Annotated in this window: 18 protein-coding genes; 7 read left to right on the plus strand and 11 right to left on the minus strand. The window is 60.5% G+C overall.

The window, feature by feature from the left end; genetic code table 11:
* Positions 1–3 precede the first annotated feature (3 nt).
* From ACZ25R_RS02325 to ACZ25R_RS02350, 6 genes are all read right to left on the minus strand, one after another.
* A complete protein-coding gene (locus tag ACZ25R_RS02325) occupies positions 4–744 on the minus strand; it encodes an ABC transporter ATP-binding protein (protein WP_464664567.1) in 741 nt (246 codons plus the stop codon).
* Entirely contained in the window at positions 741–1,571 is an 831-nt protein-coding gene (locus tag ACZ25R_RS02330) for an ABC transporter ATP-binding protein (RefSeq protein ID WP_223614889.1), read from the minus strand. Before ACZ25R_RS02330 ends, ACZ25R_RS02325 begins: the two co-directional genes overlap by 4 nt.
* 8 nt (positions 1,572–1,579) lie before the next feature.
* Positions 1,580–2,482 carry an ABC transporter permease gene (locus ACZ25R_RS02335; protein ID WP_223614888.1) on the minus strand — a complete coding sequence of 301 codons (903 nt, stop codon included), beginning with the start codon at positions 2,480–2,482 and terminating at the stop codon, positions 1,580–1,582.
* Complete coding sequence (locus ACZ25R_RS02340) at positions 2,479–3,492, minus strand: ABC transporter permease (protein ID WP_346308497.1); 1,014 nt, start codon at positions 3,490–3,492, stop codon at positions 2,479–2,481. Before ACZ25R_RS02340 ends, ACZ25R_RS02335 begins: the two co-directional genes overlap by 4 nt.
* Positions 3,489–5,087: an ABC transporter substrate-binding protein gene (locus ACZ25R_RS02345; RefSeq protein WP_472460137.1), complete on the minus strand. Its 1,599-nt coding sequence runs from the start codon at positions 5,085–5,087 to the stop codon at positions 3,489–3,491. The genes ACZ25R_RS02340 and ACZ25R_RS02345 overlap by 4 nt, the downstream gene beginning before the upstream one ends.
* Positions 5,088–5,181: 94 nt before the next feature.
* On the minus strand, positions 5,182–5,424 hold the full coding sequence (locus ACZ25R_RS02350; RefSeq protein ID WP_472459907.1) for a hypothetical protein: 243 nt from the start codon (positions 5,422–5,424) through the stop codon (positions 5,182–5,184).
* Here ACZ25R_RS02350 and ACZ25R_RS02355 point away from each other — a divergent pair.
* On the plus strand, positions 5,423–6,463 hold the full coding sequence (locus ACZ25R_RS02355; RefSeq protein ID WP_472459908.1) for a dipeptidase: 1,041 nt from the start codon (positions 5,423–5,425) through the stop codon (positions 6,461–6,463). The genes ACZ25R_RS02350 and ACZ25R_RS02355 overlap by 2 nt on opposite strands.
* Positions 6,464–6,496: 33 nt before the next feature.
* Here the strand turns inward: ACZ25R_RS02355 and ACZ25R_RS02360 are convergent, their stop codons facing one another.
* Positions 6,497–6,886 (minus strand): nuclear transport factor 2 family protein, encoded by a 390-nt coding sequence (locus ACZ25R_RS02360; protein ID WP_472459909.1) that lies wholly within the window; start codon positions 6,884–6,886, stop codon positions 6,497–6,499.
* 166 nt (positions 6,887–7,052) lie between these two features.
* Positions 7,053–8,435, minus strand: coding sequence for an FAD-containing oxidoreductase (locus tag ACZ25R_RS02365; RefSeq protein WP_472459910.1), 1,383 nt, complete (start codon positions 8,433–8,435; stop codon positions 7,053–7,055).
* 191 nt (positions 8,436–8,626) lie between these two features.
* Between ACZ25R_RS02365 and ACZ25R_RS02370 the strand changes: the two genes are divergently transcribed.
* From ACZ25R_RS02370 to ACZ25R_RS02385, 4 genes are all read left to right on the plus strand, one after another.
* Positions 8,627–9,715 (plus strand): FUSC family protein, encoded by a 1,089-nt coding sequence (locus tag ACZ25R_RS02370; RefSeq protein WP_472459911.1) that lies wholly within the window; start codon positions 8,627–8,629, stop codon positions 9,713–9,715.
* A 226-nt stretch (positions 9,716–9,941) separates the two neighbouring features.
* A complete protein-coding gene (locus ACZ25R_RS02375; RefSeq protein ID WP_403182400.1) occupies positions 9,942–10,841 on the plus strand; it encodes a substrate-binding domain-containing protein in 900 nt (299 codons plus the stop codon).
* Between the two features lie 92 nt (positions 10,842–10,933).
* Entirely contained in the window at positions 10,934–12,448 is a 1,515-nt protein-coding gene (locus tag ACZ25R_RS02380; protein ID WP_472459912.1) for a sugar ABC transporter ATP-binding protein, read from the plus strand.
* Entirely contained in the window at positions 12,445–13,413 is a 969-nt protein-coding gene (locus ACZ25R_RS02385) for an ABC transporter permease (protein ID WP_223614879.1), read from the plus strand. The genes ACZ25R_RS02380 and ACZ25R_RS02385 overlap by 4 nt, the downstream gene beginning before the upstream one ends.
* Here the strand turns inward: ACZ25R_RS02385 and ACZ25R_RS02390 are convergent.
* Positions 13,410–14,189, minus strand: coding sequence for a helix-turn-helix domain-containing protein (locus tag ACZ25R_RS02390; RefSeq protein WP_472459913.1), 780 nt, complete (start codon positions 14,187–14,189; stop codon positions 13,410–13,412). The two genes, ACZ25R_RS02385 and ACZ25R_RS02390, sit on opposite strands and share 4 nt — an antisense overlap.
* A gap of 221 nt (positions 14,190–14,410) precedes the next feature.
* Between ACZ25R_RS02390 and ACZ25R_RS02395 the strand changes: the two genes are divergently transcribed.
* Together ACZ25R_RS02395 and ACZ25R_RS02400 are read left to right on the plus strand one after the other, a co-directional pair.
* Positions 14,411–16,633, plus strand: a complete 2,223-nt coding sequence (locus ACZ25R_RS02395) for a marine proteobacterial sortase target protein (protein WP_472460138.1) — start codon at positions 14,411–14,413, stop codon at positions 16,631–16,633.
* Positions 16,633–17,253 carry a class GN sortase gene (locus ACZ25R_RS02400; RefSeq protein ID WP_472459914.1) on the plus strand — a complete coding sequence of 207 codons (621 nt, stop codon included), beginning with the start codon at positions 16,633–16,635 and terminating at the stop codon, positions 17,251–17,253. The genes ACZ25R_RS02395 and ACZ25R_RS02400 overlap by 1 nt, the downstream gene beginning before the upstream one ends.
* Positions 17,254–17,255: 2 nt before the next feature.
* Here the strand turns inward: ACZ25R_RS02400 and ACZ25R_RS02405 are convergent, their stop codons facing one another.
* Both ACZ25R_RS02405 and ACZ25R_RS02410 read right to left on the minus strand, forming a co-directional pair.
* Positions 17,256–18,863, minus strand: a complete 1,608-nt coding sequence (locus tag ACZ25R_RS02405) for an acyl-CoA synthetase (protein ID WP_472459915.1) — start codon at positions 18,861–18,863, stop codon at positions 17,256–17,258.
* On the minus strand, positions 18,860–19,717 hold the full coding sequence (locus tag ACZ25R_RS02410) for an IclR family transcriptional regulator (RefSeq protein WP_472459916.1): 858 nt from the start codon (positions 19,715–19,717) through the stop codon (positions 18,860–18,862). The genes ACZ25R_RS02405 and ACZ25R_RS02410 overlap by 4 nt, the downstream gene beginning before the upstream one ends.
* Between the last annotated feature and the right edge of the window lie 16 nt (positions 19,718–19,733).

The raw sequence follows: 19,733 nt of genomic DNA on the forward strand, positions 1-19,733 counted from the left end.
CCGTTATGCCGGTTCTTCGAGATTGATACTCAACGTGCGAAGCGCCGATGTATGCGCGTGTTTCGCTCGTCCTGCTCGCAGATCGTCGGCGCTCAATTGCTCGACCATCTCGCCGTTCAGCATGACGCCAAGCTGCGGACACAGATGCGCGATGACCGCCAGATTGTGACTGACGAGGACATAGGTCAAATTCCGTGCCTGCCTGAGATCGGCCAAGAGGTTGAGAATCTCCGCCTGCACCGACACGTCAAGCGCGCTGGTCGGCTCGTCCAGCAGCAGGACCTGCGGTTCGGCAATCAGCGCGCGGGCAATGGCAACACGCTGGCGCTGGCCGCCGGAAAGCTGGTGCGGATAGCGAAAGCGCACGGTCTGCGGCAGGGCGACGTCCGAAAGTGCCTGCTTGATGCGTTTTTCGACGTCCGGCAGCTTGTGCACCAGGAGGAGTTCACTGAGAATCCGGTCGATGGTCTGGCGCGGGTGCAGCGAACCGAACGGATCCTGGAACACCATCTGCACCTGACGGAAAAAAGCCGGCGGACGCCTCAGCGGCGCATCGGTGCCGTCGAAGGCGATGCGCCCGCTCCAGTCTTCATTGAGACCGGCCATCGCGCGCAAAACCGTTGATTTGCCCGATCCGCTTTCCCCAACGATGCCGAAGCTGCCGCCCTTGGCAACATCAAAGGAAACGCCCCGGACAACTTCATGCGTGCCGAATGAGATTCTGAGTTGATCGACCTTGATCATGGGTTGAGCCACGCTGCATCGCGAGTGAGAACGGGAAGTCTTTCCTTGGGGTGCATCAGCGACGGCATGCAATTCAGCAGGCCCTTCGTGTAGGGATGCTGTGCCTTGGCGAGCTCGGAAGCCTTGAGCTCTTCCACAACCCGGCCGGAATACATGACGGCAACCCTGTCGCAGAAATGCGAGACCAGCGGCAGGTCATGGCTGATCAGGATGAGGCCCATGCCGCGGCGCGACACCAGATCGTCGATGAGACGCAGGATTTCCGCCTGCACCGTTGCATCGAGTGCGCTGGTCGGTTCATCGGCGATCAGCAGTTCCGGATCGGGCGCCAGCATCATGGCGATCATGACGCGCTGTCCCATGCCGCCCGAAATCTCGTTGGGGTAAGCACCGGCCACCTTGCGGGGGTCGCGGATCATCACCTGATCCAGCAGTTCAATGGCAGCTTCCGCCGCTTCTTTGCGGCTGCCCTTCTTGTGGGTGCGCCATGATTCGGCAATCTGGCTGCCAACCGTCTTCACCGGGTTGAGCGAATATTTCGGGTCCTGCAGAATGAACCCGGCGCGCTTTCCGCGGATCTGGCGCATGCCGCGCTCCGAAGCACCGAGAATATCGATGCCATCGAATGCAAGCCTGTCGGCTTCAATCTTGGCATTGCTTGGCAGAAGCTTCATCAGGGCGCGCGCCGTCAGGGACTTGCCCGAACCGCTTTCCCCGACGATGCCGAGTTTTTCGGTACCCAGCTGCATGGATACGCCGCGCACCGCCTCGAACCGGCTTGTTCGCGTTTCAAAGGCAATACGAAGGTTCTTGATATCGACCAGCATCCTGTTTCCTAATTCTGCTTCGGGTCGAGGACGTCACGCAGGCCATCACCCAGGAAGTTGAAGGCGAGCGATACCATGAAGATCGCTATTCCCGGGATTGTCGCAACCCACCACTGTTCGAAGATGAAGCGTTTGGCCGTGGCAATCATCGCGCCCCATTCCGGGGACGGCGCCTGCGCGCCCATGCCGAGAAAACCGAGACTGGCCGCAGTGATGATGATCGAACTCATGTCGAGCGTGGTGCGCACGATCAGGCTCGGCACGCACAGCGGCGCAATATGGCGCAGCATGATGCGCCAGCGCGAGGCGCCGGTCAGGCGGTACGCGGCGACATAATCGGTGTTGCGGATCGTCATGGTTTCCGCCCGGGCCAGCCGGGCATAGGGCGGCCATGCGGTCAAGGCAATCGCAAGGATTGCACTCTCCACGCCGGGCTTCAGCGCAGCGACGAAGGCGAGAGCAAGAATGAGACGCGGAAACGCCAGAAACACGTCGGTGATCCGCATGAGAGCGGAATCGACCACCCCGCCCATATATCCGGCAACACAACCCACAGCCAGACCAATCGGCGCGACGACAGCTACCACCGACACCACCATTCCAAGGGTGACGCGGCCGCCGAACAGGATGCGCGACAGAATATCCCGCCCCAGTTCATCCGTTCCGAACCAATGCACAGCCGAGGGACGCGCCAATCTGTTGCCGAGATTTTGCAAGCTCGGATCATAGGGCGCGATCAAGGGTGCCAGCAGTGACAGCAGGGCAAACAGAAGGATGATGCCGAGGCCGATCATCGCCAGAGGATTGGACTTCAGGCTCAGCCAGATACGGTACCGGCGTCCCCAATTGGCTTGCGAGCGCGAGGCGGGGGTTTCATCCAGCGCCCAGTTACGAAAAGATGTCTGTATCATCGGACGCGTGGATCCAGCAGTTTGTATAAGATATCGGCGAGCAGGTTGAGAACGACATAGATCAGGCCGATCAGCAGCGTTGCGCCCACAACCGGGTTCATGTCCGCATTCATCAGCGAGATGGTCAGATATTGTCCAAGACCCGGCCAGCTGAACACCGTTTCCGTCACGACCGCCCCTTCCAGCAAACCGGCATAGGTGAGCGCGAGAACCGTGACGAGCTGAACCGCGACGGTCGGAAAGGCATGTTTCCAGACAACGGCGGCGGCAGACAGCCCCTTGGCGCGCGCGGTAATGACGAACTCGCCCTTGAGCGCATCCAGCATGAAGGCGCGGGTCATGCGCGTGATGTAGGCCATGCTGAAATAGGCGAGGATGCAGACGGGCTGGATCATGTGGATGAGCGCGTCATAAAGCGCATCCCAATCCCCGGCAATGATGGAGTCGATTGTCAGGATGCCGGTGACGTGCGGCACCATATCCTGAAAAATGATGTCCTGACGCCCCGGCCCCGGCGCAATGCCGAGCACGGCGTAAAACACCAGCAGCGAAATCATCGCCAGCACGAAAACCGGAACGGAATGGCCGGCGAGACAGATGACGCGGATGGTCTGGTCGACATAGCTTCCCTGCCGGACCGCGGCCCAGACGCCAAGCGGAATGCCGATCACGGCGGCAAGAATGAGCGCCGCGGTTGCCAGTTCCAGCGTGGCCGGGAAATAACGCGCGATATCGGTCGCCACGGGATTGCGGGTCAGAATGGATTTGCCGAGATCACCCTGAACGATCTGTGCGAGATAATGGAGGAACTGGACCACCACCGGCTGATCCAGTCCCATTTCGATCCGCGCCCGGGCGATGACGGCCTCGGGCGCATTGTCGCCAACGGCGGCGATCACGGGATCGACCGGCATGACGCGGCCGATCATGAACGTGATCACCGTCAGCCCGAGCAGTGTCAGGAAGACACTGCCGAGAAGGCTGGACAGATTTTTTATCCGCGCGTTCAAGCCTTTGCGATCCCTGCGTAGGAGTGGGAGTCAGACAATGTGCCAAGGCGCATGCCCGAAACAGCCTTGCGGCAGGCAGCCGTGGTTTTTGTCTGCAGCATCAGGGCAAAGGGGCTGTGCTCCATATGCACCTTCTGCAAGGCTTCGTAGAGCTCGATGCGCTTCTGCGGATCCTTCTCGTCGCGGGCTTCCTCGGCCTTTTTGGTCATTTCGGCATCCTGCCAGGACGAGCGCCAGAGGAACGGCTTGGTCTTTGCATTGTCCGAGTTGTCGAGATTGATGTTGAACACATCGGCATTGGCATGCGGATCGAAATAGTCCGAACCCCAGGCGGACAGCGCCATCTGATGTTCACGGGCACGCATTTTCGTCAGGACCTGACGGTTTTCGGCCGCCTGCAGCTGAACGCGGATGCCGATTTCGGCAAGGTTCGCCTGAAGAGCCTGCGCAATATCCGGATAGGGCTGGGCCGAATAATGGTCCATGACGATATCGAAACCGCCGGCAAGGCCTGCCTCGGCCATGAGTGCCTTGGCCTTTTCGACGTCCTTCTGGAAAGGCGTGTCGTTCACGGCGCCGGGAAAGCCCTCAGGCAGGAAGCTCTGATGGATTTTGTGCGTGAGCGGCACGATGTTCTGCTGGATGCCGTTGTAGTCGATCGCCCACTTGACCGCCTGCCAGACCTGCGGCTTGGCCAGATTCGGGTTCTTCTGGTTGAGCGAGATGAGAACCAGCGAAGCCACGCCCTTCTGCACAAGCGTATAGTTCTCGTCGCCCTGAAGCGTGCGCAGCTGCTCGGTCGTCAGGTTGCGCGCGATGTCGGCATCGCCCTTCTGCAGCATCAGCAGCTGGGATGACGGATCAACCACATGGCGCAGGATGATGCGCTTGATATTGCCCTTATAGGCACCCTCGGGGTTGACCTTGAGCGTGACGCTTTCGCTGGGCTTCCAGGCCATGAGCACCCACTCGCCGGAACCAGCGCTGTTCTTCTGCAGCCAGCCATTGCCGAAATCGTCGCCCGCCACGTTTTCCAGGACAATCTTCTTCTCGACGATGCTGCCGACATTGGCGGACAGGCAATAGAGCAGGAAAGACAGGGAAACCGGCTTTTCAACGGTGATCTTCAATGTCTTGTCGTCAACAGCCTTGATCTGCTGCTCGACATTCTCGGCGGTAAAGCCGAACTGCGTGATGATGAACGCGGGTCCCTTGTTCATCTTGACGGCGCGCTGCAGGGAAAATGCCGCGTCTTCGGCTGTCACCGGCGCGCCGCTGGCAAACTTTGCACCTGCGCGCATCTTGAACGTGAACACCTTGCCGTCGGCATCGGCTTCCCATGATTCGGCCAGGCCGCCATCAACCTGATCGGCATTTTCAAGATTGGGATGCACCAGCTTGTGATAGATATTGCCGGCAATCTCACTGCCGACCGCCTCAAAGCTTTCATGCGGATCGAGGCTTGTCATGTTGTCGATCTGCTGCGCGACAACGAGGATGTCCTTCGGCGTATCGGCAAATGCCTGGGTCAGATTGACATAGGATAGAAACGGTATCGCTGCGCCGCCAATCAACAGATTGCGTCTTGAGATCATGGTGCGTGCCCCTTTGCTCATGGTTCTTTTGTTCCCGGACGCCGCCCCGCCGCAGACATCGTCTGACTGGCTCGCCGCCCAAATTTCTTGCGTGTCAATTTTTTAAGCAGGCTCTATCATGCAGGTCGAACGGGCGGCCAATGCCGATTTTGGCAGTACCTATGCACACTGTGCATGCGGCAGGAACAGAGGTACGGAACAGGCGTGCCGATGCGTTGCGCGCATGGGCAGCGACCGAAAACGCATTTGCCATTTGCCGGTATTCGCGCCAAAGCTGGTGACAGCTTCGGGACTCGGCTCCCGCCACCGCAAAACGCACCAAGGTTTCCTGACCCATGACCAGCTATTCAATCGTCCCGGTTTTCGACGGGCACAACGATGTCCTGCTCCGCCTCTGGATGTCGACCGAACCGTCGCCGGAGAAGCGCTTCATCGAGGGGGAAAATGTGGGTCATATCGACCTGCCGCGCGCGAAAAAGGGCGGACTGGCGGGTGGACTGTGCGCGATTTACGTTCCGACGCCATCGCCGCAGAAAAATGCCAATGGCGATTACAACACGCCGGACATGGAAAGTGCGCTCAACACCACCCTGGCCATGGCCGCGCTTCTGACACGGATCGAACGGCAGGCGGAAGGCCGCCTGCGCATCTGCCAGACGGCGGATGACATCCGCAATGCAATGAAGGACGGGGCGTTTGCCTCGGTGCTCCATATCGAAGGCGCGGAAGCCATCGGGCCCGACCTCGATGCACTCTACGTCCTGCATCGGGCGGGGTTGCGCACGCTCGGACCCGTGTGGAGCCGCAGCAATATCTTTGCCCACGGCGTACCCTTCCGCTTTCCCAGTTCCCCGGATATCGGGCCGGGCCTGACCGATCACGGCAAACAGTTGATCCGCACCTGCAATGAGCTGCGGATCATGGTTGATCTCTCCCACATGAACGAACAGGGCTTCTGGGATATTGCGGCCATATCGGACGCGCCGCTCGTGGCCTCGCATTCCAATGCGCATGCGCTGTGCACGCACAGCCGCAATCTGACGGACCGCCAGCTTGACGCGATCCGCGATACAGGCGGACTGGTCGGCCTGAACTTCGGCGTCCTGTTCCTGCGTCAGGACGGCGTGAGAAATCCCGACACGGATTTGAGTGAGCTGGTGCGGCACGTCGATTACATCGTCGATCGCATCGGGATCGATCACGTTGCGCTTGGATCGGACTTCGATGGCACAACCATTCCAGCCGCCATGCGCGATGCCGGCGACCTGCAATTGCTGGTCGATGCCCTGCGCCAGGCGGGCTATGATGGGGAGGCGCTCGACAAGATCTGCTACGGCAACTGGATAAGCGTTCTCGAACGCACGTGGACGAACTGACCGGAGTTCCGCCGGTCGGTTCTTTGCTTTTGTTTACATGGTGATTCTGGAGCAATGGGCCAGGGTAACGGCCCAGTCATTCGCCGTGCGGCTCCAGACACGGGTAAAGGCCAGTTTTTCAGAAAACTTTTCGCCGTAATAGGTTCCGGTAAACCTGACCCGCAACGAAACCAGGACTGCATTGCCGAGCGGCCGGATGATGCTGTCGAGGACGTCGATCTGCTCGAGCGCCAGGACACCGCTGCGATGTGCTTCAAGGTCCTGCGCCTTTTCAATCCGGCGTCCCTGATGATCGATGAAAATGAGGTCGTTGGCCAGCAACACATCGAGCGCTTCAACGTCGCTGCGCAGCATCGCAGACCTCAGGCGTTCTTCGCACTGCTGAATGGCGGCTTCATCGGCTGTATCGAATGCAGTGGTCATCTCATCATCTCCTCCCCTTTTATTCCGTATCGGCCGAAACCACCGGAGGGCGTGGGCATCGACCGCAAACACGCATAAAGGCTATCCGTCATATCTGAACAAGGCAATAACCTCTAATTTTCTCCGGAACAAGTTGCGCCGTCGCTCCACTTTGACGCGGGCCTTGTCAGAGCGCCGGGGCGGACAAATCGCCGAGAACGGTCGGGATCAGTTCCGAAACGGTGGGGTGGACAGGCACCGCCCATTTGAGCGTGGGATAGCCCACCTTGGCGCTCATCGCGTCGATTATCCCGTGGATCGCCTCATCGCCGCTGGTACCCAGAATCGCCGCGCCTAAAATCTGCTGTGTCTGCGCATCGGCGATGATCTTCATGAAGCCCTGCGTTTCGTCCTTCTCGACAGCCCGGCCAACCCGGGTCATGGGTCGCTTCGACACCAGAATGGGGCGGCCCGTTGTCCGGGCCTGGGTTTCGCTCATTCCGGCCCGGCCGAGCGGCGGGTCGATATAGAGCGCATAACCGGGAACCCGATCGCTGACCTTGCGGCTCTCGCCATCCAAGAGGTTGGCCGCCACGATCTCATAATCATTATAGGCCGTGTGGGTGAATGCGCCCTGCCCGTTGCAGTCTCCAAGCGCCCAGACACCGTCGGCACTCGTCGCCAGAAAATCATCGACCTTGATGTAACCACGCTCGTCGATCTCGATGCCTGCCTTGTTCAGACCGAGATCGTCGGTGTTTGGGCGGCGGCCAATCGCCAGCAGCACATGCGAGCCGACCACGCTGCGCGCACCGGAATCGCAATCGAGATGAACTTCCGTGCCGTCGGCATGCGGTTTGAAAGCGATGCAATTGGCATCGAGACGGCAGGCAACGCCTTCATTGTCCAGGATGGACCTGATCGCCTCGGACACATCGGCGTCTTCGCGTCCAACCAGCCGGGGACCTTTCTCAACGACAGTGACCTGCGATCCGAAGCGCCGGTACATCTGCGCAAATTCGAGGCCGATATAGCTGCCGCCAACCACCACCAGATGCCGGGGCAAGGTATCGAGCTGCATCATGGTCGTATTGGTGAGACAATCGACATCCCGAATACCCGGCATATCCGGAATGTTGGCGCGCCCGCCCACATTGATGAAAATGCGCGGCGCCTGAAAAAGCACTTCGTTGACAGCAATCGTATGAGCGTCGACGAACCGGGCATGCCCCTCGACAACCCTGCAATTGCGCATGCCGCGCAGCCAGGTCTCAACACCCGTGCGGGCATTGAACGAAACTGTATCGGCACGCTGCCGCACACGCTTCATGTCGACGCGAATAGGCTGTTCTATCACAACGCCATAATCGGCCCCGCGCCGGGCAAGGTGCGCCGCGTAGGCGCTGGCAACCATCGTCTTCGTCGGCATGCAGCCGGTGTTGACGCAGGTGCCGCCAAACAGTTTTCGCTCGACAATCAGCACGCTCATGCCTGCCGCGGTCAGCCGGCTTGCGAGCGATGGGCCCGCTTGCCCCGCCCCTATGATGATCGCGTCGAATGCGTGGCCCATGGCAGTGCTCCAGCGTTAAGGGTGTGCGAGAGTAACAAGAGCCGCATTGGTTCGGAAGCCACGTCTTGCCCGGCAATCGAAACATCGACAGCTGGCTGCAAGACCGGTAGAAGCAAACAATGAACTATCTGCGGCAAGCCACAGCCAGCCTTACTGTTTTCGCAACCGCAAGCGTGCGGGAGCTCCGGTCGTTGGCAAGGCCCGGACCGCGGATGGTCGACGAGTTCGAGTGCGTCATATCCGTGCTGCTCGCCATCATCTTCGCGCACGTCCTTGGGGCGAAAAACGTCGGTTGGGCGGCGTTCAGCGGCTACATGGTGATGCGCTCGCATGTATCGGAAAGTCTCACCCGCGGCATTCTGCGCATCATCGGCACATCGGCGGGTGCGGGCGCCGCTTTGGCCCTGGCCCCGCTTGTCATCGGCAAGCCGTTCCTTCTCAGCCTGTCGCTTGTCATTATCGGCAGCGTCACCCTTTACTTCGCCCTCGTCGGAAAACGCAGCTATGCCTGGCTGTTCACCGGGCTGACATTCTGCATGGTGCTGATCGACGGCATGAAACATCCATCGGAATCGGTGCTGCCGTTCGCCCAGTCGCGCCTCGTCGAAATCCTTGCCGGCACCCTCGCCTGCATTCTCGTCAGCGCGGTATCGACCTTTACCATAAGACGCCGGCTGCCGCGGCAATCCCGGGAATCGCCAGCGCAGACCGCGATAAGACACTCCGTGGTCTGGCACCGGGGCGCCGCGAAGCATGCGCTGCAGGCCGCAATCGCTCTGGGTCTGATTCCATGGATATGGCTGTGGACGGGCATCACCTCTCTCAGCCAGTCGAGCATTACCATCATGGCCGTGATGATGATTCCGGTGAGCAGTCTGGCCGCAAGCGTGCTGAACCCGATCACATCGCGGCTGGTGCTGCGTTTTGTCGGCTGCAGCGTCGGCGGCCTGATCGCCACGATCATCCTGCTCGGCAGTCATCATTCGCCCATCCTCATGACGCTCGGCGTGTGTATAGGCGTCCTTGTCGGGCGGCATATCGAAAACAGCAACTCCTCCATCAGCTATATCGGAACGCAGTTCGTCCTTGCCTTTCTTGTCGTCCTCGTGCCCGACACCTATAGCAGTGCTGCGCTGGAACCCGGTATCGAACGGCTTGCGGGCATCCTGTTCGGCGTGGTCATCCTGGAGCCGGTCCTCCTTGCCTCCCACTATCTCTTCCGCGATCACACGCCGCGAAATGACGGCCCTGACATCAAGCAGCCATCATCAAACGAATAAATGCAGTGGCGAATGCGGATCATCTTTCTGCAATAAACTTTACGCGCGCAAATTTTTATATTGACACAGCAACATAAATTGAACATCCATGCGGCGGACGAAGGTGGGAGGAGCATCGGCCATCGCCAACGGACGAAGCACGGCAGAACGGCCATGCAGTATCCGGTTGTGTATCGCCAATGCCCATCTGCCGGCTTTCGAGAAAACAACTGTTCTGGAGGGAACAATGATCCGTACCCATTTTACCAAACTGCTGCTTGCTGGCGCCGCCGCACTGATGGCCACCGGCGCTTTTGCCGAAGGTATCGGCGCTTCGCTGCTCACCCAGCAGCATCCGTTCTATATCTCGCTTGCTTCGGCAATGACCGCGGAAGCCAAGGCGGAAAACCTGCCGCTTGAAATCGCGATTGCCAATCAGGACCTGAACAAGCAGCTCGCCGATGTGGAAGATTTCATCACCAAGGGCGTCAGCGTCATCATCATTTCGCCTGTGGACAGCACAGGTGTGAAATCCGCCATCGCCAAGGCGCAGAAGGCTGGCATCAAGGTGATCACCGTTGACGTTCCCGCCAAGGGCGTTGAAGTCACCTCGCATGTCGGCACCGACAACTATACCGGCGGCGTCAAGGCTGGCGAGCTGATGGCCAAGCAGATCGGCGACAAGGGCAATGTGGCCGTCATCGACTACCCGACGGTGCAGTCGGTGGTCGATCGCGTCGAAGGCTTCAAGAAGGCGATTGCCGCGCATCCCGATATCAAGATCGTCTCCATCCAGACCGGCATCACCCGTCCCGAGGCGCTTGCCGCCGCCCAGAACATCCTGCAGGCGAACCCCGATGTCGTCGGCATCTTCGGCTTCGGCGACGATGCGGCGCTTGCTGCAGCCTCGGCCGTCAAGTCGGCAAAGCTGCAGGATCAGGTCAAGGTCATCGGCTTCGACGGCATGGAAGAAGCCCGCAATGCGGTCAAAAACGATCCTGTTATGGTCGGCGTGATCGCGCAGTATCCGGACCAGATGGGCAAGGTTGCGGTTGCGACCGCAGGCAAGGTCATCAAGGGCGAGACCGTTGACGCCAAGCAGCCGATCGTTCCTGGCGTTGTCACCAAAACAGGCGAAGAAAAGTAACCCCCGCCAACGTCAACATTCAACAGTGCCACCCGCGCAGGACCGCCTCGCGGGTGGCAGTTCAGGAAGACCTCCGGTAAGGACTGTCATTCATGGCCGTTTCATCCAACGCACCTGTGCTTGAAATCAAGGACGTCGCCAAAACCTTCGGTCCGGTGACGGCACTCAAGCGCATGAACCTTTCCGTGCGGCCCGGGCGCGTGCATACGCTGCTGGGCGAGAACGGTGCCGGCAAATCCACGCTCATGAAAATTCTCGTCGGTCTATTCCAGCCGACATCGGGCTCGATCACGCTGCGCGGCGAGCCATACGCTCCAAAGAACCCTATCGAGGCAAAGGCGCTGGGTTTGAGCATCGTGTTCCAGGAGCTCAGCCTCTGCCGCAACCTGTCGGTTGCCGAAAACATTCTGGCAACGCACGAACCCAACCGGTTCGGCTTGATCAATGAACGCGATCTCAACACACAGGCCGCGCAGATCGTTCAGGACCTCGGCCTGCCCGTCAATGTGCGCACCAAGGTCGGCGATCTGTCCATCGCCCAGCGCCAGCTGGTGGAAATCGCCAAGGGGCTCAGCCGTCCCGCCGACGTGGTTATCCTGGACGAGCCGACATCCTCACTGTCCGACAGCGAAGCGGAAATCCTCTTCACCATCATCGAACGCCTGAAGGCCAAGGGAACGGCCATCATCTATATCTCGCACCGCATGGAGGAAATCATGCGGATTTCCGATGATATCACGGTGATCCGCGACGGTTCCTTTGTCGCGACGACGGAAAAGCAGAACACGAGCATCGAAGGCCTGATCGCCCTGATGGTCGGGCGGGAAATGAAGGACATCTACCCGCCGCGCCTTGTCGAACGCCCCCCATCTGCGGTGCCTCCGGTTCTTGCGGTTGAAAATCTCTCCGAAGCCGGAAAATTCGAAAATGTCTCGCTGGACGTGCGGCCGGGCGAAGTTGTCGGCCTGTTCGGCCTTATCGGGTCCGGCCGCTCCGATGTGATGAAGGCCTTGTTCGGTTTCGGGCAACCGGCCGGGACAATCCGCCTCAACGGCAATCCCGTGCATCTGCGCTCACCGGCCGATGCGATCCGACACGGCATCGCCTTCGTGACGGAAAACCGCAAGGAAGAAGGGCTGGTACTGCAGCACAGCGTCGAGCGCAACATCAACATGGTCGCTCTGGGCCAGCTGTCCGGACAGTTCGGCTTTACCCGCCCGGCCCGCGAACGGGCGGCGGCCAAGACGGAAGTGCTGCGCCTTGCCATCAAGACGGCCTCCATCGATACCCCTGCCGGCTCGCTCAGCGGCGGCAACCAGCAAAAGATCGTCATCGCCAAATGGCTGCAGACGCAGCCCAAAATACTCATTCTTGACGAACCGACACGCGGCGTCGACGTCGGTGCAAAATTCGAGATTTACCGCATCATCCGCGAGCTTGCCGCCGCCGGGACCGCGATCCTGATGGTGTCGTCGGAATTGCCCGAAGTGCTCGGCCTCAGCGACCGGCTCGTCATCATGCACGACAAGCGCGTGGCAAAAACATTGGATGCGCAGGGCCTCAGCCCCGAAACCGTTATGACCTATGCAGCAGGAATACACCAATGAGCAATTCGACCGAGACGAAGCAGGCGCTTCTGGCTTCCCCCCTCATCCGGCAATATGGTGGCATCGTCATCTCGTTGATCATCCTGTGCCTGGTCTTTTCCTCGATCAGCCCGCGGTTTCTCGCCTTCAACAATTTCATGAACATCATGCAGCAAGTGGCTGTGATCGCAGTTGCTGCCTATGGCATGACCTATGTGATCCTGCTCGGTGATATCGATCTTTCGGTCGGTTCGATCATAGCGGTGGCGGGTATGGTCGCGGCGCAGGCCTTTTCCATGGGCTTCGGCTTTGCGCCGACTGTACTGATCACGCTGGCGGCGGGCGCCATCATGGGCGGGCTCAACGGCGTCCTGTCGGCAAAGCTCATGCTGCCATCCTTCATCGTCACGGTTGCGACCATGGGCATCTATCGCGGCGCCGTCAGCCTGCCGACCAACGGCGCCCCCGCCTCCATCGAGAATGAAACATGGCTGGCCATCGGCAGCGAAAGCTGGCTTGGCCTTCCCATCATCATCTGGATCGTCATTGCGCTCTTTGCCATCAACCACATCGTTCTTTCCCGCACGATCTTCGGCCGCCGCGCCTATCTGGCCGGCGGCAACCGCGAGGCGGCGATCTATTCCGGCATCCGCGTCGACCGGCTGAAGATCATCATCTTCATGATCTCAGGCGTCATGGCGGCGATCAGCGGCATCCTGCTGTCCTCGCGTCTTTCCTCGGCCCAGACCAATGCCGGCATGGGCTATGAGCTCGACGCGATTGCCGCGGTCGTGCTCGGCGGCACCAGCCTTGCCGGCGGCGTCGGCACCATGGTCGGCACCATTCTCGGTGCACTCATCATCGGCGTCATCAACAACGGCATGAACATGCTGGCCGTCCCCTATTTCTACCAGCTCATCTTCAAGGGCATCGTCATTCTCTTCGCCGTCTGGCTCGACGTGCGCAGCAAGTCAATGCGGGCCTAACCGGAGACAGCAGGCCCGGGGAGGAACACGGCGAACGGTTCCTCCACCGTGCGTTTGAGATAGGCGAGATAGGACGCGTAGCTGCCATGATCGGGCGCGATGCGCCCGAACTGTGCGTCCGGCATGGATGCCATCGGAATGAGAACGATAGGTGCTGATATCGGCGTCAATTGCGCGCCGCGTCCCGCCTGCAATGTCGTCAGAATACCGTACATCTCGCCCGTAATGGACGGGCGCGAAACGATGATCAGGCGCTGCTGGCCCGACGTATTGGTCGCGAGATAGATGTGGCCGGAGAGATTCGGGATCGCCACCGTCCCCTGCTGGGTAAAGGCCGCGTCGAGCCGTTCCTTTTCAATGAACCGCAGATTGGATGCGGCATCGTTCCAGCCGATCTCGGTGCAATAGGCAAAGATTGCCTTCGGATCACCGAAGGAAGGGCGCAACGTCAGATACCGGCCTTCAATCCACCCGGCTCCTGCGCGGGAATAGGCGCCGAATTCCTCGCTGGCATGTCCATTGTTCACCGCAACCGGGTTATCGAGCAGGTCCGCCGCGCGCAGACGCATGCCCAGCGCTTCTTCAAGCCGGATCGTGGTGGCCAGTGTAAACGGCCGGTGGCCGGAAAGCGCCTTTTCCAGGGTGGACAGGCTGATCTTCGCCTGGTCGGCCAGATACTGCCGCGAAACCCGCCGCCGCGCCATCTCCTCGCGGATCTTCGTGGCGACGGCCTGGTTCTGCCGCTCCGATAGCTGACTGTCGATATCCCCGGCCATAGGCCTCGCTCCCGTCAAATCACGTACATTCCTTCACATATCCACACAAGGCCGTCGGGGGCAAGACATCTCGTGACGGGGCCGTGCGGAACATTCCCGAAGCTTACGCTGGCGGCAAAAAGGCCCATGTATGAAATGGGGAAAGCTTCCCGATGGGAGCACCAACAGGAGCTTTCCCGATGAAACCCGCAACCTTCCACACCCAGCAATCTCCCCGAGCGATGCCCCATTGGCTGCGCCGTACCTGCCAGGCACTCTGGTTGATCAACGTCGTTGGTCTGCCATTTGTTGCGCTCGCCGTATTCTTTTTCAGCCTGGCGACGGCGCATGCCGAAACCGCCCGGTCGCCCCTTGTCACCCTCGATGACGTCAAATCCGGCACGCTTCTGGTGAAGAGCTCGGAAGCCGGCCGCTACGTCGAAGCGCCGCGTGTCGCCACGGATGTCGACATCGTCGTCAGCGGTCCGACGGCTCGCGCCCGCATCACCCAGATATTCACCAACCCGTCCAATGGCTGGGTCGAGGCGGTCTACGCCTATCCGCTGCCGGAAGACAGCGCCGTGCACGCCTTGAAGATGGTTGTCGGCAAGCGCGTGATCATCGGTGACATCAAGGAGAAAAAGGAAGCCAAAGCCATCTATGAAACGGCGAAGGCATCCGGCCAGAAAGCCAGCCTGGTTGAACAGCAGCGGCCGAACCTTTTCACCAATTCCGTTGCCAATATCGGCCCGCACGAGCAGGTTGTTGTCCAGATCGATTATCAGGAGCCCGTGCGCCTGTCCGGCGATGAATTTTCCTTGCGCGTGCCGCTGGTTGTCGCCCCGCGCTACAATCCTGCACCGATCACGCAGACCGCAGACCTTGCGGCCGACGGTTCCGGCTGGGGCACCACAGCCGATCCTGTCGCCGATCGCAGCAAGATCACGCCGCCCGTGCTTGATCCGCGCATCAATGCCCCGGTCAATCCGGTCAGCATCAAGGTCCGCCTGCAGGCTGGTTTTGCCCTGGGCGAGGTGAAGAGCCATCACCATGCCGTCAACACCGAAACCATCGACGCGCAGACGCAGGTCGTCTCGCTGGCGGGTGACAACCACGCCGACCGCGACTTTGAACTGACCTGGAAACCGCAGAATGCCAAGGCGCCCGCTGTCGGCCTGTTCCGCGAAACGGTCGGCAAGCATGACTATGCCCTCGCCTATGTCACGCCGCCGGTTGTCGAACAGAAGCAGGAGCAGCGCCCGCGCGAAATCGTCTTTGTCATCGACAATTCCGGTTCGATGGGCGGAACATCGATGAATCAGGCCAAGGCCAGCCTCGACTATGCGCTGAGCCGCCTCAAACCCGCAGACCGTTTCAACGTCATCCGCTTCGACGACACCATGACCTCGCTGTTCCAGGATACCGTTGCCGCCGACCGGGAAAACGTCACCACGGCCCGCGAATTTGTCGGCGCCCTCGAAGCATCCGGCGGTACGGAAATGCTTGCGCCGCTGGAAGCAGCCCTCAACGACCGGCGTCCCAACGATCAGTCCTTTGTCCGCCAGATCGTGTTTCTCACCGACGGCGCCATCGGCAACGAACAGCAACTGCTCGATACCATCGCCGCCAGGCTCGGCCGTTCGCGGGTCTTCATGGTCGGTATCGGCTCGGCTCCCAACAACTATCTGATGAACCGCGCCGCTGAACTTGGCCGCGGCACCTTCACCTCCATCGGCTCGACGGATCAGGTCGACGAGCGCATGCGCAGTCTCTTTGCCAAGCTGGAAAGTCCCATCATCACCAACCTCAGTGCCACGTTCTCGTCCGGCAATGCCGATGTGACACCGGCCATTCTGCCTGATCTCTATCGCGGCGAGCCGCTCGTCATTGCCGCCAAGCTCGGTTCGCTCTCCGGCACCCTGACAATCAAGGGCATGATCGGCACGCAGCCATGGGAAGTCACGCTGCCGGTTGCCAAGGCCGCGGAAGGTGAAGGCCTGTCAAAACTCTGGGCACGCCGCAAGATTTCCGATGCGGAGGTCGAAAGCACTCTTGGCAAGATCAGCCGTGACGAAGCCGACAGGCGCATCCTGAAACTGGCCCTTGAAAACAGCCTCGTGTCGCGCCTGACCAGTCTGGTTGCCGTCGACAAGACCCCGTCACGGGCGCAGGACAAGCCGCTGACCCGCGCCGACATCCCGCTCAATCTCCCGGCAGGTTGGGATTTCGACAAAGTGTTCGGTGAACAGGCAACACGCAAGGCCAGCCTCGACAATGGTCCGGACGTCCAGTTTGCCAAGCTGGCGGCTGGCAAGAAGCCGGTTGTCCAACAGGCTCCTGCCGATCAGCTTGCCCTGCCGCAGACGGCAACCGATGCGGAACTGCGCATGATCGCCGGGTTGATGCTGCTCTTCGCCAGCGCCGGGCTGTTCTTCTTCAGCCGCAAGACAATGGGGAAAGCATGATGAGCACGATCCGCACACGGCACGGCGTCTCCAAGCAGAAAGGCAGGGCGGTTCTCCGCCCTGCCCTGCGGGCCGGAATGATCGTGATGGCTCTGGTCGGACTGGTACTGCTCAGCCAGGGCCTGTGGATTCATGCGAAAGCCATGGTGGCGCAGGTGCTTCTCGACCGTGCCTTTACCCGGAGCGTCGCGACCGGTCAGCCGGTCAAACCCTGGTCATGGGCCGATACCTGGCCGGTTGCGCGGCTTGAATTTCCGCGTATTGGCGAAACCTCCATCGCCCTGCACGGGGCAAGCGGCCAGGCTCTGGCCTTCGGCCCCGGCCATGTGGACCGCAGCGCCGAAGCAGGCGACAGCGGCACGGCAGTCTATGCCGCACATCGCGATACGCATTTTGCCTTTCTGAAGGACGTGCAGATCGGCGATGCGGTCCGGATAACCCGGCGTGACGGCAAGGTTTTCACCTATCAGGTCACGGAAACATCGGTCGTCCGCTGGGATCAGTCCGGCATTGATACCAATGCCGCCGGCAAGAATCTGATTCTTGCCACCTGCTGGCCATTTGATGCCGCAACATCGGGACCGATGCGCTATCTGGTAAAGGCACGGATGCTGGAATGAGATCAGCTGTCCAGTTCACCCCGCCGGATCAGTTCTTCCCTGATGAGCTTCTTGGCGATCTTGCCATAGGCGGATTTGGGCATGTCCGGCCAGAAGACGAAACGCTTGGGCAGTTTGTAGCGCGCCATCTTGCCGTTCAGCCACGCCATGACGGCCTCGCCATCGGGGGCGCTGCCGGACCGCGCGACACAGACCGCCAGCCCGACCTCGCCCCACACCGGATCGGGAATGCCAAGCACCGCCACTTCGCTGATATCCGGATGGGTGAGTATCTTTTCCTCGATCTCGCGCGGATAGACGTTGGAACCGCCGGAGATATACATGTCGGACGCCCGGCCGGTGATGTAGACGAAACCCGCCTCGTCCATGTGGCCGAGATCGCCGGTCCGGAACCAGCCATCGCGAAAGGCTTTCGCATTGGCGTCGGGGTTGTCGTAATAACCCGCAAACACCGCCGGCCCGATGACACAGATCTCGCCGGTTTCGCCCGGTTTGACCTCTTGGCCGGTGTCGTCCTGAATGGCGATCTGCATGCCGGTCCGCGCAAAGCCGCAGGTGCCGATCCGCGCATCGGGACCATCCTGCGTCCTATGATAGCCAGGCGGCAGGACCGTAATGTTGCCTGTTACCTCGCCAAGGCCGAAATACTGCACGAGCACCGGCCCGAGCGTCTTCAACGCATGAATCTGGTCGGTCCGGTACATGGGCGCACCGGCATAGATCACGTAGCGCAGGGAGGAGTGATCACGCTCATGCACCGCTGGATGTTCCGTCAGCATTTTGAGGATCGTCGGCACCGTGAACATGTTGCTCACACGCCATTTCTCGACCAGCCTCCACGCTTCGGCAACGTCAAACTTCTCCGTCGGCAGCAGGATCGTCTTCGCACCGCGCGCCACCTGGGTCAGCTGGTGAATGCCCGCGCCATGCGACAGCGGCGCAACCACCAGCGAAGCATCTTTTTCCGTGGTGCCGGGCATGAGATCGCACAGGTGATTGGTGATGACGAAGGCCATCTGGCCATGGGTGAGGACGGCCGCCTTGGGCCGCCCCGTCGTGCCTGACGTGAAGAAGAACCAGCAGGGATCGTCGTGATCAACCGAGGCGGATGCAACGTTCCGGCCGTCAAAGCGGGCGACGATGTCATCGTAATCGTCACCGAAATCCGCCTTGCCGATGGCAATGACGAAAGCGAGATCGGGGTTCATGTCCCGGCTTGCCGCCACATGGTCGGGGAAGAGGTGACCGCAGATCATGCCCTTGGCTCCGCTCGCCTTGGCGAGATAGGCGACCTCATCCGGTGTCTGGCGGAAATTCGCCGGCACCCACACGGCGCCCAGCTGGAAACAGGCGAACATCGATTCGAACATCTGGTTGCAGTTCTGCGACTGGATCAGAATGCGGTCGCCCTTGACGACACCGAATTCGCTGTGCAGTGCCGCAGCCATCGCATCGACACGCCGCTGCAGCGCGCTCCAGCTCCAGCTTTTTTCACCCCAGACGAAACCTGTTTCCTCAGGCAGGCGGCGCGCGGTCTGCGCCAGGAAACCCGACAGGTTCATCACGCGTTTCGACATGGCCGTGATCAGGGCTGCGTCGGTGCTGCTCATGCTTTCATCCGTTCGGGTCTTGCTCTGGATTTCACACCGGCCGTCAAAGCCCGTTTCGGCCGGTCATTGAGCGGCTGGAGATGGGCCAGCCGCGCCTCGATCTTTTTCGCCTCGATGCGCATCAGCTCCGCCAGTTCCTGCTGGCGCGCCGGCTGCATGCGGCTGTCGATGGCCGCGATGCTCAGCGCACCGGCGGCCCGCCCATCCGGGAAATGAATCGCAAGGCCGATGCCCCAGGAATTGGCCAGGATACGCCCGGGGTTGAGGGCAAAACCCTGTTCCCGCGTTGCCGCGATATCCTCCCTGATCTGCCACGGCGGAAGATTGGGGTAATCGGCAAGCAGCACCGCCTCGTTGGCGGCCAGGATGATATCGATCTCGTCATCCGGCATCGTTGCAAGGATGGCCAGTGAACCGCCGCCGACGCCGAGAGGATGCCGGTACCCCGCCTGCAGCGCATGGGTGCGGATGGGATAGGTGCCTTCCTCCCGGTGCAGGCATACCGCATAGGTCTCGCGCTGGATGGAGAGAAAACTGGTATCCTGCGTTTTGGCGGAGAGAATGCTGAGGCTGTCGCGCGTGATCTGCAACAGGCCGTAACGGCGGGTGGCGAGCGTTCCCAGCACATAGGCTTCCTGTCCGAGATAGTAGCGCCGGGTCTGTGCATCCTGTTCGACCAGCCCCGAGCGGATGAGTGCAAGCAGCAGACGCCGCGTCGTCGGCTTGTTGAGGCCGCCCTGCTCGACAATCTCGCTCAGCGACCCGCCCTGATCGCCGAAATAGCTGACAAGACTGAGAAGGCCCAGTGCCCTGTCGACACTTTGCGACCCGTTGAGACTGGCTGGCGCCGTCATCTTTTCTTCCATGCTC

The organism is Phyllobacterium sp. RCAM01083 (assembly GCF_055685835.1).